Origin of the sequence: Streptomyces sp. ADI95-17, from assembly GCF_003846175.1 — a bacterium.
Lineage (GTDB): Bacteria > Actinomycetota > Actinomycetes > Streptomycetales > Streptomycetaceae > Streptomyces > Streptomyces sanglieri.
Map to the genome: position 1 here is coordinate 5,552 of NZ_ML123047.1, position 15,483 is coordinate 21,034.

Genomic DNA, 15,483 nt, shown 5'->3' on the forward strand with positions numbered 1-15,483 from the left:
GTGAGGCGGCCCGCCCGTCCCGGGCGGTCTACTTGCGCTTGGGGCGCTTGCCCTTGGTGGTCTTTCGGGCCGCCGGGTTTCCGGTGCGGGACGAGCGGCGCTTCTCGTAGCGGGCCAGGGCCGTCTCGTACTCCGTGCGGTGCAGCTGCTCGCCCGGGGCCTCCCGGAACGTACGGAGGAAGTACGCGATCAGCGAGCCGACGAAGCCGATCGTCTTGAGACCGCGCAGATTGGCCTCGCGCGCCGGGTCGGCGGGACGGCGGCTGAACCCCTCCCAGGTCTTGCGGAAGGCGATGGCGCTGCAGATGGCGAACATCAGCACCACCAGGACACCGACGAAGCTGCCGACGTCGGCGATCTGGAGTCCCTGGTAGGCGAACCGGAGCACGAAGCAGGCGACGACCGCGGCGGCCAGCGAGCCGACCGCCGCCCCGGCGCGTCGCAGCCCGTAGCCCCCGCTGTGGTCGACCCAGGTCGTACCGAAGAAGCGCAGGGGCTCGGGCTGCGGGCCGGGCGTGCCGGAGCCGGGGGCTTCGCTGTTCTCGCTCACGAAGTCGATTATCCCCGGGCGGTCGCGGGCCCGGACGCGCCGGTCACCGTTCCGGTCGCGGTCCCGTCACCGTCGCGGTCAGTCGCAGCGCGGTGCGATGTAGCCGTCGCTGCCCGTGTGGACGTAGGCGTCCGCCACGAACTGGCCGTTGGCGATGTTGTCCCAGATGTTCGAGGTGCCGTACGGGCCGGTGACCCGCTCCCCCGGCTTCTGGCAGTAGACCGGAATCTTCATTCCGTACGGGAGGGTCCTGACGATCCCGTACTTGGTGCCCGGTCCGGTGCGGACGTTGACGCGGTAGCCGGGCGCGATCGGGTACCGGGTGACGTCGTCGGAACCGGCGAGCGCCGCCACGTCCTCGGAGACGTCGGCCGCGGCGTCGGTCGTGGCATCGGTCGTGGCATCGGTCGCGATGTCGGTGTGCTCGTCCATGGCCATGAGGCCCTCCCCCGTCGAGAGTCGTTGTGTACGACGCGCAGGCTACTAAGCCCCATCCGGATCGCACGCACCATCGACTAGGCTCCGTGCGTCGCGCTTGCGGACGAACACACGGGGGTGGGCGATGCCGCCGCTGCGAGGTACCGGAGCCGATCCGGAAGCGGAGCATCCGGAGTACGCCGGGCAGTACCGTCTTGAGGCACGTCTCGGCGCGGGCGGCATGGGAGTCGTGCACCTGGCGCGCTCCGCCTCCGGGCTGCAACTCGCCGTCAAGGTGGTGCACCGGCAGTACGCGGCGAACCCGGAGTTCAGAGCGCGTTTCCGGCAGGAGGTCGGGGCGGCCCGGCGGGTCAGCGGCGCCTTCACGGCGTCGGTCGTCGATGCCGATCCGGATGCCGTACGGCCGTGGATGGCCACCCTGTACGTACCCGGCCCCACCCTCGCCGACCAGGTGAAGCGGAACGGGCCGATGGCCCCGGCCGAACTGCGCAGGCTGACGGCGGGGCTCGCCGAGGCGCTGCGGGACATCCACCGGGCCGGTGTCATCCACCGCGACCTCAAGCCGAGCAACGTGCTGCTCTCCGACTCCGGGCCCAAGGTCATCGACTTCGGGATCTCCCGGCCGTACGACAGCGATCTGCGCACCGAGACCGGCAAGCTGATCGGCTCACCGCCGTACATGGCGCCCGAGCAGTTCCAGCGGCCGCGCGAGGTCGGGCCCGCCGCCGATGTGTTCGCCCTGGGGGCGGTGCTCGTCCACGCGGCGACCGGCCGGGGGCCCTTCGACTCGGACAGCCCGTACATCGTGGCCTACCAGGTGGTGCACGACGAGGCCGATCTGGCGGGGGTGCCGGCGGACCTGGCACCCCTGATCGGTCAGTGCCTGACGAAGGACCCCGCCGGGCGGCCCACCCCGGACGAGATCATGACGACGCTGCGGCCGCCCTCGTACGAGGCCGCCGCGTTCATACCGTCGCAGCGGCGGCCGGCCGTCACCGGGGCGGGAACCGATACCAGAGGCGCAGTGGCCCTCGTCCCGGAGGCCGGGGCGCGCGCCGGCGCGGAAGCCGATACCCATGTGGGCGACGGGAAGGCGGGCGCCACCGGCGGCGCCAACAAGCGGCGGTGGCTGGCGGCCACTGCGGCGCTGCTGGTCATGGGGGCCGGCGGGGTGTGGGCCGTCGGCGCCGGGACCGGCTCCGGCGGATCGGGCGGCTCCGGCGGTCAGGGCGGGGCGAAGGGCTCGGCGGAGGAGTTCGCGCCGTGGCGGACCGCACTGCGGACCACCGGCAGATCGACGCCGGTCTGTTCCCCAGCGGGCGGCTCCGGGACGGAGACGGGCAGCTCCGGGACGGCGGCGTCCGGTCCGCCCGCAGCGCTGTACTGCGCGACCGGCGGCATCGGTGTCTCCCGGCTGGATCCGGCGGACGGCCGGGTGCTGTGGTCCCGTCGCGCCGAGGCGGACGCCCCGGCGGTCGGCGTGGTGTCGGCCTCCGGCGGTCTGGTGCATACGGCGGTGCCGGGCGGGAAGCTCCGGGCGTACGACCCCGCCAAGGGCGAACAGGTCTGGGACGCGGATCTCTCCCCGTATCTGGGCACCCCCTTCGGCGCGGGTGACACGCTGCTGCTGGTGGCCGAGGACGGCACGACCGAGGCGCTGGACTCCGCGACCGGAGTGTCCCTCTGGCGCCACGCGCTCGCCGGGCACCAGCGCCCGGACTACGCGCTGTACGACGCGGGCACCGGGCTGGCCTACGCCTTCGAGCACTCGGCGTACGGGTCCTCCACGCTGGTCACGGCCGTCGACGCCACGACGGGGCACCCGGCCTGGCAGCGACGGCTGGACGGGATGCTGACCCCGGTGGGGACCTCGGACGGCGCGCTCGTCCTGACGTCCATGAACGGGGACGCCCAGACAGTCGGGCTGGTCCGCTACGACCCGGCGCGGGGGCGTGCCGTACGGACGGCACTGCCGTTCCGGATGAACGAGCCGGAGGTCGTGATGGGCGGGGACACCGCCTATCTGCTGGCGCACGGCGGGACGCTGGTCGCCGTGGACACCCGCCCGGCCGGCGGCGAGGCGGTCCGCTGGCAGCTGGAGACCGCCGCCGGGCGGACGTCCGCGCCGGTACTCGCCGCCGGGAACCGGCTGTACTTCTCGGCGGCGGACGGGCGGCTGCTGGCCGTGGACACCGAGCACGGAAAGCTGCTGGGCCAGACGGCGCCCCGGCTGCGCAACGGGAGGCTCACGTACTCCTCGGCGCTGCCCGCCCCGGTCGCCGCCGGGCGGACCGTCTTCGGGACCGCGCCCGACGGGTCCGTGTTCGCCGTGGACGGGCAGGACCCCGCCAGCTGGTGAGAGCGGGCGGGGTCCGGTGGTCTGTCGGTCTTCAGGTCTTCGGTCTTCAGGTCTGTCTGTCGGTCGGCGGGCCGGTCAGCCCAGCTTGGACACGTCGCGCACCGCGCCCCGGTCCGCGCTCGTCGCCATCGCCGCGTAGGCGCGCAGCGCCGCCGAGACCTTGCGCTCGCGGTTCTTCGGCGCGTACACGCCGTTCAGCGCCGCGCGGCGGGTGGCCAGCTCGGCCTCGGGGACGAGGAGCTCGATCGAACGGTTCGGGATGTCGATCCTGATCCGGTCGCCGTCCTCGACCAGCGCGATGGTGCCGCCCGACGCGGCCTCCGGCGAGGCGTGGCCGATGGACAGGCCCGACGTACCGCCGGAGAAGCGGCCGTCGGTCACCAGGGCGCAGCTCTTGCCGAGGCCGCGGCCCTTGAGGAAGGAGGTCGGGTAGAGCATCTCCTGCATGCCGGGGCCGCCGCGCGGACCCTCGTAGCGGATGACGACGACGTCGCCCTCCTTGATCTCCTTGCGGAGGATCTTGTCGACGGCCTCCTCCTGCGACTCGCAGACGACCGCCGGGCCCTCGAAGGTCCAGATCGACTCGTCGACGCCGGCCGTCTTCACGACGCAGCCGTCCTCGGCGATGTTGCCCTTGAGGACCGCGAGGCCGCCGTCCTTGGAGTAGGCGTGCGCCAGGTCGCGGATGCAGCCGCCGGCCGCGTCCAGGTCGAGGGTCTCCCAGCGCTCCGACTGCGAGAAGGCGGTCGCGGAACGGACGCATCCGGGAGCCGCGTGCCACAGCTCTACGGCCTCGGGGGACGGGGAGCCGCCGCGGATGTCCCAGTCCTTCAGCCACTGGGCGAGGGAGTCGGAGTGGACCGCGTGCACGTCCTCGTTGAGCAGGCCGCCGCGGTGCAGTTCGCCCAGGATGGCGGGGATGCCACCGGCCCGGTGCACGTCCTCCATGTAGTACGTGCCGCCGGGGGCGACGTTGGGCGCGACCTTCGACAGGCAGGGGACGCGGCGCGAGACCTCGTCCATGTCGCCGAGGTCGTAGTCGAGCTCCGCCTCCTGGGCGGCGGCCAGCAGGTGCAGGATCGTGTTGGTGGAGCCGCCCATCGAGATGTCCAGAGCCATCGCGTTGTCGAACGCGGCGCGGGTGCCGATGGAGCGGGGCAGGACCGTCTCGTCGTCCTGCTCGTAGTAACGCCTGGTGATGTCGACGACCGTGCGGCCGGCGTCCTCGTACAGCGCCCTGCGGGCGGTGTGCGTGGCGAGGACGGAGCCGTTGCCGGGGAGGGAGAGGCCGAGGACCTCGGTCAGGCAGTTCATCGAGTTGGCGGTGAACATGCCGGAACAGCTGCCGCAGGTGGGGCAGGCGTTCTCCTCGATACGGAGGATGTCCTCGTCCGAGATGCTCTCGTCGACGGCGTCGCTGATCGCGTTGACCAGGTCGAGCTTGCGGACCGTGCCGTCGACCAGGGTGGCCTTGCCGGCCTCCATCGGGCCGCCGGAGACGAAGACCGTCGGGATGTTGAGGCGCATCGCCGCCATCAGCATGCCGGGGGTGATCTTGTCGCAGTTGGAGATGCAGATCAGCGCGTCCGCGCAGTGCGCCTCGACCATGTACTCGACGGAGTCGGCGATCAGGTCGCGGGAGGGGAGGCTGTAGAGCATCCCGCCGTGGCCCATCGCGATGCCGTCGTCGACGGCGATGGTGTTGAACTCGCGCGGCACGGCGCCCGCGGCCTTGATGGCGTCGGAGACGATCCGGCCGACCGGGGCCAGGTGGGTGTGGCCCGGGACGAACTCGGTGAAGGAGTTGGCGACCGCGATGATCGGCTTGCCGATGTCCTCGCTCGCTACGCCCGAGGCGCGCATAAGGGCGCGGGCGCCCGCCATGTTGCGGCCGTGGGTGACAGTGCGGGACCTCAGCTGGGGCATCGTCTCTCGCTCCTTCGACGTTTAAGACTGTCTCCGAGCGTACGCCTCCGGCTCCAAGATCTGGACACAGTGTCCGAAATGCGGGATGAAATGCTCGGTGAGTGGTCGGTGGGCGGCCGGTGTGCGGAGGGGTGGCGGGAGCCGTCCCCGCAGGGCTCAGGACTCCGTCAGATCTCCGCCAGATAGCGCTGGAGCGTCGGCGCGACCATCTCGATGATCTTCTCCGGGTCCGCCGAGGCGAGCGGTTCCGCCCGGATCACATAGCGGAGCATCGCGATCCCGATCATGTGCGAAGCCGCCAGCTCCGCACGGAAGGTCGCGTCCGGTACGTCCAGCCCCTCCGCGACGCGCTCCAGGAGCCGGCGCAGCACGAAGCCCCGGAGAACCTTCGCCGCCGCCTCGTGCGTCAGCGCGGATCGCATGATCGCCAGCAGCGGGGCCCTGGACGCCGGGTTCTCCCATACGGCGATGAAGTAGCGGGCCAGCCGCTCCCCCAGGCCGTCCGTGCCGTTGCCGAGGACGTCCGGGATCACCAGGGCCGGCTCGAAGGACAGCTCGATGGCGGCCGCGAAGACCTCGTCCTTCGTACCGAAGTAGTGGTGGACCAGGGCGGAGTCGACGCCCGCCGCCTTGGCGATGCCCCGGACCGATGTCTTGTCGTACCCGCGCTCCGCGAATTCGGTGCGGGCCGCCTCCAGGATGCGGGTGCGCGCGTCGGGGCCGGTGGTGTCGGCGGTACGGGAGGGGCGGCCGCGGCGCTTGGGGCTGGAGGGACCAGGGCCGCCCGTGGGACCGGGGCCGTCCGTGGGACCGCCGGTCATGGCCGCGGCGCTCGGGTCGGGGACGACGCCAGGTGGAGCCGGGTGAACGCCAGCGCCTCCGCCAGATCGGCCTCGCGTTCGGCGGTGGACATGGCGCGGCGGGTGTTGACCTCGATGACGACATGGCCGTCGAAGCCGGTGCGGGCCAGGTGCTCCAGGAGTTCGGCACACGGCTGGTCGCCCCGGCCGGGCACCAGGTGCTCGTCCTTGTTGGAGCCCTTGCCGTCGGCGAGGTGGATGTGGGCGAGCCGGTCGCCCATCCGCTCGACCATCGCCATGCCGTCCGTGCGGGCCGTCGCGGTGTGCGAGAGGTCCACGGTGAAGTGGCGGTAGTCGTCGTTGGTGACGTCCCAGTCGGGGGCGTATGCGAGCATCTCGCGGTCCCGGTAGCGCCAGGGGTACATGTTCTCCACGGCGAACCGCACATCGGTCTCGTCCGCCATCCGCCAGATCCCGGTGACGAAGTCGCGCGCGTAATTGCGCTGCCAACGGAACGGCGGGTGGACGACCACGGTCGTCGCCCCGAGCTTCTCCGCCGCGGCACGGGCCCGCTGGAGCTTCACCCACGGATCGGTGGACCAGACGCGCTGGGTGATCAGCAGACAGGGCGCGTGGACGGCGAGGATCGGCACCTGGTGGTAGTCGGAGAGCCGCCGCAGTGCCTCGGTGTCCTGGCTGACGGGGTCGGTCCACACCATGACCTCGACACCGTCGTAACCGAGGCGCGCGGCGATCTCGAAGGCCGTCGCCGTCGACTCCGGGTAGACGGAAGCCGTCGACAGGGCGACCTTCGCATCCGGGATGCGCACCACTGGTTCTGCCACTGGGACAGCGTACGGGCAGTGGTACGCCCCGCCGAGGGGTCCCGGTCGGAAAGTGAGATGACCCATGACGGCGCACGCGGTGGTGCGCGCCGGGGCACTGCGCCGCAGGCCCCCGAGCCCGCCCTCGCCCCCGCGCCCGCTCCGGCGCGTTCAGCCGCCGAGCGCGGCCTGCTCCTTCGTCGGCAGATGGTCCAGGCGGCGCAGGATGACGCCCTCGCGCAGCGCCCAGGGGCAGATCTCCAGCTCCTCGACCCCGAACAGATCCATGGCCCCCTCCGCGACCAGCGCCCCGGCGAGCAGCTGCGCGGCCCGGCCCTCGGACACGCCGGGCAGACCGCCGCGCTGCTCGGTCGTCATCGCCGCCAGCTTCGGCACCCACTCCTCCAGCGACTTGCGGGTGAGGACGCGCTGTACGTACAGACCCTCGGTGGAGCGTGCGGCGCCCGCGATCCTGGCGAGCTGCTTGAAGGTCTTGGACGTGGCCACGACATGGTCCGGGCGCCCGAGCCGGGTGAACTCCCCGACGCTGCGGGCGATCCTGGCCCGGACATGGCGGCGCAGCGCCTTCACCTCGGCCGGGTCCGGCGGATCGCCCGGCAGCCATCCGGCGGTGAGCCGGCCGGCCCCGAGCGGCAGCGAGACCGCGGCGTCCGGCTCCTCGTCCATGCCGTACGCGATCTCCAGCGAACCGCCCCCGATGTCCAGGACCAGCAGCCGGCCCGACGACCAGCCGAACCAGCGGCGCGCGGCGAGGAAGGTGAGCCGGGCCTCCTCAGCGCCGCTGAGGACGGCGAGGTCGATCCCGGTCTCCTCCCGCACCCGGGCCAGCACCTGATCGGCGTTGCTCGCCTCCCGCACCGCGGACGTGGCGAACGGCAGGACGTCCTCGCACCCCTTGTCCTCCGCGGCCTGGAGCGCGTCGGCCACCGTGGCCACCAGCCGGTCCACACCCTCGGGGCCGATCGCCCCGTCCTCGTCGAGCAGTTCGGCCAGGCGCAGCTCCGCCTTGTGCGAGTGCGCGGGCAGCGGGCGTGCGCCGGGGTGCGCGTCCACCACCAGCAGATGCACCGTGTTCGAACCCACGTCGAGGACTCCGAGTCTCATACAGCGAACGCTACCGGGACCTCGGACTTACCCTTGGCGCGTGCCAAAGACGAAAAAGGCGAAGCCGGGCAAAAACACGAAGAAGCAGAGAACGAAGCAGGAGATGCGGCAACAGGAAGCACCGGAAGCGAACGGACCGGACCGGTCCGACGACGAGACTGGGATCGATTTCGCACGTGCCTGGGTCGAGTTCCCGGACCCGGGGGACGACGAACAGGTCTTCCGCTGCGACCTGACCTGGCTGACCTCCAGGTGGACCTGCATCTTCGGCAGCGGCTGCCAGGGCATCCAGGCGGGCCGTGCGGACGACGGCTGCTGCACGCTGGGCGCGCACTTCTCGGACGAGGACGACGAGAAGCGGGTGGCGGGCCACGTCGAACGGCTGACCCCCGACCTGTGGCAGTTCCACGACGTCGGTACGGAGACGGGCTGGGTCCAGGTCGACGACGACGGGGAACGCCAGACCCGCCGCTGGAAGGGCTCGTGCATCTTCCAGAACCGCCCCGGATTCGCGGGAGGCGCGGGCTGCTCCCTGCACATCCTGGCGCTGCGGGAGGGCAAGGAGCCCCTGGAGACCAAGCCGGACGTCTGCTGGCAGCTGCCGGTCCGGCGCACCTACGACTGGATCGACCGGCCCGACGACACCCGGATCCTCCAGGTGTCGATCGGTGAGTACGACCGCCGGGGCTGGGGCCCGGGCGGCCACGACCTGCACTGGTGGTGCACCTCGGCGACCTCGGCGCACGGGGCCGGGGAGCCGGTGTACGTCTCGTACCGGCCCGAGCTCATCGAGATGATGGGCAAGGAGGCGTACGACCGCCTCGCCGAGCTGTGCGAGGAGCGGCTCTCCGCGCTGCTGCCGATGGCACCGCACCCCGCGGACCCGGCCCCTCCGGCCGACCCGGCGTGAGGAAGAGGAATCAGGGGCGTACGTGAGGGAGTAGCCGCGTACGCGGCCTCAGCCTGCCGGGAGCGGCGTACGTGGGCCTCAGCCTGCCGGGGCGGCGTACGCGGCCTCAGCCGGCCGGGGGCGGCGTGCCCGGTCCCGGGCCGGTGGTGGGCGTGGGGTCGGTCGGGTCCGGGGACGGTGACGGATCGGTCGGGCCCGAGTCCGTCGGGGTCGGCGTGGGGTCGCTCGGGTCGGTCGACGGCGAGGGGTCCGGCGGGGACGTGGGCGGCTGCGAGGGCCCCGGGGCGGTCGGGTGCCCCGGGCCGCCGGGCGAGGGCCGCGTCGCGCCGTGCCCCCGGATCACCACCGCCGAACCCGACGGGACGAGGGCGATGCGCGCGCTCCACGGGCCGGCCGGTTCCCGCCGGTGGTCCACGAGGACATGGACCGTGACGCTCTCGCCCGCGGCGAGGGTGCCCGAGTAGCGGCTCAGCCGCACCCAGGACACGTCCGCGCGGGCCGACCAGGCGACCGGCGCGCCGCCCGACGCGGTCAGCCGGATCAGGGTCCGGCCGCCGGACGAGCGGGCCTCGACGGTGAGACCGCCGACGCCGTCCCGGCCCGGACCCGAACCGATCACCTCCGCCGAGACGTCCGGAACGCGGCCGTCGTCGAAACGGGCACCGGGCTGGGGCCGGGCGTTGCCCGCGTTCTCGTAGTGGCCGTCCGCGCCACCGTCGAGCCCGTGCCGGGCATCGCTCTCGGTGGCGGTGACCGACGAGCCCTCATGGCCCTCGCCGGTCAGCGACGCGCCCCGGTACGCGGTCCACAGCGCGATCACCGGGGCGGCCACGACCGTCGCCACCACCGTCGTCGTCACGACCCTGGCCCTCAGCCGGTCCCGGCGCGCGGCGTGGTCCTTCGGGTCCATGGGGAAGCCCGCCCGGTCGAAGCGCGGGCCGCCGGAGCGGTTCCGCCGGGCGTGGACCATCGCGACGTACGCCGACGGCCTGGGGGCCTCGACGACCGGCAGCGCGGCGGCCGCGGTGACCGCGGCGCCGGGCCAGGGGCCCTCGGCGCCGGCCCGTTCGGCGGCCCTGCGGCAGCGGGGGCAGTCGTCGACGTGACGGACGAGCTCGCGGCGCAGGGCGGCGGAGAGCAGGGCGCGTCCGCCGGTGAGCCGGGCGACGGTGGGACAGTTGCCGGTCTCCACGACGGCGAGGGCGGCGCGGGTGCGCTCCACCTCGCACGCGGCGGCGGCCAGCAGCTCACGGGCGGTCGCCGGTTCGAGGCCCAGGACGGAGGCGACGGCGCGCGGGGCGAGGCCGTGGCGTACGGCGAGTTCGAGCGCCTCGCGCTGCTCGGGGGTGGTGCCCGCGGCCTCGGGCCAGGCCAGCTGGGCCAGTTCGCGGCGGTGCGCCTCGGCGGCGGCCTCGGTCTCGGGGGCGCGGGCGGGGCCGGCGGGGGCGCCGCCCGGCACGACCGCGGCGGGGGCGGGGGTCTTCGCGGTGACGGCCGGGGGCGTACGGCGTACGGCGCGCGCCCCCTGGGCCGCCGCGCCGCCCGAGGGCTGCTTGCCAGGAGGCCCGCCCGCCCGCTTCGCCTCCTGCTTGGACTGCGGTGCCTGCTTCGCCTGTTTCGCCTGTTTCACGGAGAGCCTGCCCGGCTGCTTGCCGGCCTTGTGCCGGTGCGCCTGGCGGCCCTTCCCCTGCTCGGCCTTCTGCTCGGCGAGCCTGCGCAGGCACATCCATCTGGCCAGCGCGTACAGCCAGGATCTACGTTCCTCCTCGCCCGCCGGGCACCGGCCGTCCTGCCGTTCCGCGATCGCGAGCACGCCGCCGAGCGCCTCGGTGGCGGCATCGTGGTCGCAGAGCACGGAGAGGCAGTAGGTGAACAGGCCGTCGAGATGCGGCTCGTACCGGGCGGGCGGGCGACGCGGCGAAGAGTGCGTCGAGAGACGGGGCGCATCGTGCCGCGCCCGGTGTGCGCCGGTGGCTTGCGTGGGGGGCTCCAGACCGCTGCTCGTCACCTTGCGACCGTAGGCAGCACAGGGCACACCTTTCGCTCCCCTTGAGCACTTTTAATCCTTACGGGTGAACGTATCCCTCAAAAGGGGACAGGAATTACCTATTCCGCCGGAAGCGCCACGCCTCTGGCGCGGGCGCACGCCCGCCTTCCGGCCGTGCCCGGCGGCATTGTCGTACCCCACCTATACGGTTGCGCCATGGCTGCCCGTACGAAATCCGCGAAGGACCGGCCGTCCTACCGCTGCACCGAATGCGGCTGGACGACCGCCAAGTGGCTCGGCCGCTGCCCCGAATGCCAGGCGTGGGGGACGGTCGAGGAGTTCGGCGGCGCCCCCGCCGTGCGGACCACCGCAGCCGGCCGGGTCAGCACCGCCGCGCTCCCCATCGGCCAGGTCGACAGCCGGCAGGCCACCGCCCGGTCCACCGGCGTCGGTGAGCTGGACCGGGTGCTCGGCGGCGGCCTCGTGCCGGGTGCCGTGGTGCTCGTCGCGGGCGAGCCCGGCGTCGGCAAGTCGACGCTGCTGCTGGACGTCGCCGCCAAGGCCGCGAGCGACGAGCACCGCACGCTTTACGTCACCGCCGAGGAGTCCGCGAGCCAGGTGCGGCTGCGCGCCGACCGGATCCGGGCGATCAACGACCATCTGTACCTGGCCGCCGAGACCGACCTGTCCGCGGTTCTCGGCCATCTGGACGCCGTCAAGCCCTCGCTGCTCATCCTCGACTCCGTGCAGACCGTCGCCTCGCCCGAGATCGAGGGGGCGCCGGGCGGCATGGCGCAGGTCAGGGAGGTCGCCGGCGCGCTCATCCGGGCCTCCAAGGAGCGCGGCATGTCGACGCTCCTGGTCGGCCATGTCACCAAGGAGGGGGCGATCGCGGGCCCCCGGCTGCTGGAGCACCTCGTCGACGTGGTGCTCTCCTTCGAGGGCGACCGCCATGCCCGCCTGCGGCTCGTACGGGGCGTCAAGAACAGGTACGGCGCGACCGACGAGGTGGGCTGCTTCGAGCTGCACGACGAGGGCATCACCGGCCTCGCCGACCCCTCCGGGCTGTTCCTCACCCGGCGCGACGAGCCCGTGCCCGGCACCTGCCTGACCGTCACCCTGGAGGGCAAGCGGCCGCTCGTCGCCGAAGTGCAGGCGCTGACGGTCGATTCCCAGATCCCTTCGCCCCGGCGCACCACCTCCGGCCTGGAGACGTCCCGGGTCTCGATGATGCTCGCGGTCCTGGAGCAGCGTGGCCGGATCACCTCGCTGGGCAAGCGGGACATCTACAGCGCGACGGTCGGCGGTGTGAAGCTCTCCGAGCCCGCCGCGGACCTCGCGGTCGCGCTGGCGCTGGCCAGTGCCGCGAGCGACACCCCCCTGCCGAAGAACCTGGTGGCGATCGGCGAGGTGGGTCTCGCGGGCGAGGTCAGAAGGGTCACGGGGGTCCAGCGCAGGCTGGCCGAGGCGCACCGCCTGGGCTTCACGCACGCCCTGGTTCCGACCGATCCGGGCAAGGTCCCGGCCGGTATGAAGGTCACAGAAGTCGCCAACATGGGCGATGCGCTGAGAGTCCTCCCACGCCGGTCTCGTGCACAGGCCCCCCAGGAGGAGAGCGCACGCCGGTAGACTTTGCCCTGGTCTCGCCCGTCCGTACGAACGGTACGAGGGACGTAAGGGCACCGCAAACCTGTGACCGGAGGAGTGCAGTGGCAGCCAACGACCGGGCAGCATCGCCCGGAAAGTCCGGCCAAGGCACCGGTAATGAGGCGCTCATGCGCGCCTCCCTGAGCGCCGTGGCGCCCGGAATGGCGCTGCGGGACGGCCTGGAGCGCATCCTCCGCGGCAACACCGGCGGACTGATCGTGCTCGGCATGGACAAGACCGTCGAGTCGATGTGCACCGGCGGATTCGTGCTGGACGTGGAGTTCACCGCGACCCGCCTGCGCGAGCTGGCCAAGCTCGACGGCGCGCTGATCCTCGACAAGGACATGACGAAGATCCTGCGCGCCGGCGTGCAGCTGGTGCCGGACGCCTCCATCCCCACCGAGGAGACCGGCACCCGGCACCGCACGGCGGACCGGGTCTCCAAGCAGTGCAATTTCCCGGTCGTCTCGGTCTCGCAGTCGATGCGCCTGATCGCGCTCTACGTGGACGGGGAGCGCCGGGTCCTGGAGGAGTCCGCCGCGATCCTCTCCCGCGCCAACCAGGCCCTCGCCACCCTGGAGCGCTACAAGCTCCGGCTCGACGAGGTCGCGGGCACGCTCTCCGCGCTGGAGATCGAGGACCTGGTGACGGTCCGGGACGTGACGGCCGTCGCGCAGCGGCTGGAGATGGTCCGCCGGATCGCGACCGAGATCGCGGAGTACGTGGTCGAGCTGGGCACCGACGGCCGGCTTCTCTCGCTCCAGCTGGACGAGTTGATCGCGGGCGTCGAGCCGGAGCGCGAGCTGGTGGTGCGCGACTACGTGCCGGAGCCGACCGCCAAGCGGTCCCGCACGGTCGCCGAGGCGCTGACCGAGCTGGACGCGCTCTCCCACACCGAGCTGCTCGAACTCCCGGTCGTGGCGCGGGCCCTGGGCTACAGCGGCTCGCCCGAGACGCTGGATTCGGCGGTCTCGCCGCGCGGATTCCGGCTGCTGGCCAAGGTGCCGCGGCTGCCCGGGGCGATCATCGACCGGCTGGTGGAGCACTTCGGCGGTCTGCAGAAGCTGCTCGCCGCCAGCGTGGACGACCTCCAGACGGTGGACGGCGTCGGCGAGGCGCGGGCGCGCAGCGTGCGCGAGGGGCTGTCCCGGCTGGCCGAGTCGTCGATCCTCGAACGCTACGTGTAGCAGCCGGCGCGGACAGGACGATCGGGGCCCGGGAGACCGGGCCCCGCCGCGTTTCCCGGGCCGGCCCCGGCGGCGGGGCCGTGTGCGCCGGCGTCCTCGCGCCGCTCAGTCCTTCGCGAGGACGAACGAGGCGCGCTGCACCGGCTCGCCCGGCGCCTTCGCCTCGACCAGATACGTACCGGGCCCCGCCGTCCCCGCGGGCGGCGTCGCGCACTGCGGGGAGCTCTTCCTGCGGTCCCATTCCACGGTGTGGACGACGGTCGCGCCCGCCGGGACCTTCAGCAGCGGCCCGGCCGCGTTGCGCGGGCAGTCCTTGGAGGACCACACCTGGTCGTCGTCGCCGCCGGCCTCGGTGATGGTGAGCACCGCGTTCTTCGGCCCGAGGTCGGCCTTGCAGGTGGTGGCCGAGGTGTTCTTGACGACCAGTTCGAACTTCGGCTTCTCGCCGGGGGCGTATTCGAGTTCGGTGCTCAGGCTCAGCCGGAGTGCCGTGGGGGTGCAGTCGGGGAGCGGGGAGGAGGCCGGGACCTGCTGGCCTGCCGTACCGCCGCCGGACCCGGCGTCCGAGCCACCGCCCGAGCCCGTAGCGCCGTCGCCCGGACCACCGCCGGAACCCGCGTCCGCACCGCCGCCGCCCGAGCCGTCACCGGCCGGGTCGTCCGACTCGTCGCGTCCGCCGGGCTGTTGGCTGATGGCCGGGCCCGATCCGTCGGGGCCCGGCGTGATCTCCTGCGCGGGGCCCGAACCGGCGGGGCGGGAGTCGTCCTTGCTCTTCTTGTCCCCGCCCGAGGTGACGACCCATACGATCAGCAGCGCGAGCAGCGCAACGAGCGTCGCCGCTACGGCCCTCCGTCGCCAGTAGATGGTGGAGGGAAGCGGACCGATCGGATTACGCAAAGATCCCACGGCTCAAACTGTACGAGAGATCGGCGCCAACTCCCGCCCCACCCGCCGCCCTGGGCCGCAAGTTTTACGGATCATCATCACGGACGGCCCGTTCCGGCCCCGTACGACCGCCCAGTTGGCCTTCCGGACGGCCTCCGCACCGCTCGCCGGGTTGGCCGTCGGGCGACGCCCGGATGAACACCAGGTTTCATTGACTACCCTCTGTCACATGGATAGTTCAGTCACCGCGCCGCTCTACCGGGACATCACCGACTTCGCACATGACATGCCGTCATGGGTGCAGCATCTGGCCGAGATATGGACGGAGCTCGGGCTCCTCCTCTTCGGGGTCCTGTTCATCACCGGGTGGTGGCGTGCCCGGCGCCTGGGCGACGGCGCCCTGGCACTGGCGGTGCTCGCACCCGTCGCGACGGGCTTCGGCTATGTGGTCAGCGAGGTGCTCAAGTCGGTGGTGGACGAGGAGCGCCCGTGCCGGGCGGTCGCCGGGGCGGCGGCCTCGCTGGTGACCTGCCCGCCGACGGGCGACTGGTCCTTCCCCAGCAACCACTCCGCGATCGCCGGAGCGGCGGCGGTCGCCCTCGCGATCGCCCGCCCCCGGCTGGCCTGGCTCACCGTGCCGATGGCGCTGCTGATGGCCTTCTCCCGGGTCTTCGTCGGGGTGCACTATCCGCATGACGTGGCGGTCGGGCTGCTGCTCGGCGCCGCGGTCTCGGCCCTGGCGGTCGCCGTACTGCGTCGCCCGGCGGAGTCGCTCGCCCGGACGGTACGGAGCAGCGGGGCGCCGGTGGCGGCCTGGGCCTCGGGGCCGGGCGCGGCGCCGGCCC

Annotated in this window: 13 protein-coding genes; 5 read left to right on the forward strand and 8 right to left on the reverse strand. The window is 72.8% G+C overall.

Annotated features, from left to right (window positions below; all coding sequences use genetic code 11):
* Positions 1–28: 28 nt before the first annotated feature.
* On the reverse strand, positions 29–550 hold the full coding sequence (locus EES42_RS18930; protein ID WP_124719452.1) for a hypothetical protein: 522 nt from the start codon (positions 548–550) through the stop codon (positions 29–31).
* A 78-nt stretch (positions 551–628) separates the two neighbouring features.
* Positions 629–988, reverse strand: coding sequence for an SH3 domain-containing protein (locus EES42_RS18935; protein ID WP_124719453.1), 360 nt, complete (start codon positions 986–988; stop codon positions 629–631).
* A 124-nt stretch (positions 989–1,112) separates the two neighbouring features.
* Between EES42_RS18935 and EES42_RS18940 the strand changes: the two genes are divergently transcribed.
* Complete coding sequence (locus tag EES42_RS18940) at positions 1,113–3,347, forward strand: serine/threonine-protein kinase (protein ID WP_124719454.1); 2,235 nt, start codon at positions 1,113–1,115, stop codon at positions 3,345–3,347.
* 75 nt (positions 3,348–3,422) lie between these two features.
* Here the strand turns inward: EES42_RS18940 and ilvD are convergent, their stop codons facing one another.
* From ilvD to EES42_RS18960, 4 genes are all read right to left on the reverse strand, one after another.
* On the reverse strand, positions 3,423–5,273 hold the full coding sequence (gene ilvD, locus EES42_RS18945; protein WP_124719455.1) for a dihydroxy-acid dehydratase: 1,851 nt from the start codon (positions 5,271–5,273) through the stop codon (positions 3,423–3,425).
* A 167-nt stretch (positions 5,274–5,440) separates the two neighbouring features.
* The gene (locus EES42_RS18950; protein WP_124719456.1) at positions 5,441–6,094 is read right to left on the reverse strand and encodes a TetR/AcrR family transcriptional regulator; all 654 of its coding nucleotides are present in this window, start codon (positions 6,092–6,094) and stop codon (positions 5,441–5,443) included.
* Complete coding sequence (locus EES42_RS18955; RefSeq protein ID WP_124719457.1) at positions 6,091–6,918, reverse strand: sugar phosphate isomerase/epimerase family protein; 828 nt, start codon at positions 6,916–6,918, stop codon at positions 6,091–6,093. Before EES42_RS18955 ends, EES42_RS18950 begins: the two co-directional genes overlap by 4 nt.
* A 150-nt stretch (positions 6,919–7,068) precedes the next feature.
* Positions 7,069–8,022, reverse strand: a complete 954-nt coding sequence (locus tag EES42_RS18960; protein ID WP_124719458.1) for a Ppx/GppA family phosphatase — start codon at positions 8,020–8,022, stop codon at positions 7,069–7,071.
* 40 nt (positions 8,023–8,062) lie between these two features.
* Here EES42_RS18960 and EES42_RS18965 point away from each other — a divergent pair, with 40 nt between their 5' ends.
* Positions 8,063–8,932: a hypothetical protein gene (locus EES42_RS18965; RefSeq protein ID WP_124719459.1), complete on the forward strand. Its 870-nt coding sequence runs from the start codon at positions 8,063–8,065 to the stop codon at positions 8,930–8,932.
* 106 nt (positions 8,933–9,038) lie between these two features.
* On the opposite strand, the gene EES42_RS18970 is transcribed toward EES42_RS18965, so the two are convergent.
* Positions 9,039–10,940, reverse strand: a complete 1,902-nt coding sequence (locus EES42_RS18970; protein ID WP_124719460.1) for a hypothetical protein — start codon at positions 10,938–10,940, stop codon at positions 9,039–9,041.
* Positions 10,941–11,135: 195 nt separating this feature from the next.
* Here EES42_RS18970 and radA point away from each other — a divergent pair, with 195 nt between their 5' ends.
* Both radA and disA read left to right on the forward strand, forming a co-directional pair.
* On the forward strand, positions 11,136–12,548 hold the full coding sequence (gene radA, locus EES42_RS18975) for a DNA repair protein RadA (protein WP_124719461.1): 1,413 nt from the start codon (positions 11,136–11,138) through the stop codon (positions 12,546–12,548).
* Between the two features lie 80 nt (positions 12,549–12,628).
* Positions 12,629–13,753, forward strand: a complete 1,125-nt coding sequence (gene disA, locus EES42_RS18980; RefSeq protein ID WP_093547386.1) for a DNA integrity scanning diadenylate cyclase DisA — start codon at positions 12,629–12,631, stop codon at positions 13,751–13,753.
* A 105-nt stretch (positions 13,754–13,858) separates the two neighbouring features.
* On the opposite strand, the gene EES42_RS18985 is transcribed toward disA, so the two are convergent.
* The gene (locus EES42_RS18985; protein ID WP_124720124.1) at positions 13,859–14,617 is read right to left on the reverse strand and encodes a hypothetical protein; all 759 of its coding nucleotides are present in this window, start codon (positions 14,615–14,617) and stop codon (positions 13,859–13,861) included.
* A 250-nt stretch (positions 14,618–14,867) separates the two neighbouring features.
* Between EES42_RS18985 and EES42_RS18990 the strand changes: the two genes are divergently transcribed.
* Positions 14,868–15,483 (forward strand): phosphatase PAP2 family protein (locus EES42_RS18990; protein ID WP_124720125.1); only part of this gene is annotated, 616 nt, incomplete at its 3' end.

Excerpts from the sequence above, each read along its gene's own strand:
- EES42_RS18960 (WP_124719458.1), bottom strand. The coding sequence starts at position 8,022 with ATGAGACTCGGAGTCCTCGACGTGGGTTCGAACACGGTGCATCTGCTG.
- EES42_RS18950 (WP_124719456.1), bottom strand. The coding sequence starts at position 6,094 with ATGACCGGCGGTCCCACGGACGGCCCCGGTCCCACGGGCGGCCCTGGT.
- ilvD (WP_124719455.1), bottom strand. The coding sequence starts at position 5,273 with ATGCCCCAGCTGAGGTCCCGCACTGTCACCCACGGCCGCAACATGGCG.
- EES42_RS18935 (WP_124719453.1), bottom strand. The coding sequence starts at position 988 with ATGGCCATGGACGAGCACACCGACATCGCGACCGATGCCACGACCGAT.
- radA (WP_124719461.1), top strand. The coding sequence starts at position 11,136 with ATGGCTGCCCGTACGAAATCCGCGAAGGACCGGCCGTCCTACCGCTGC.
- EES42_RS18940 (WP_124719454.1), top strand. The coding sequence starts at position 1,113 with ATGCCGCCGCTGCGAGGTACCGGAGCCGATCCGGAAGCGGAGCATCCG.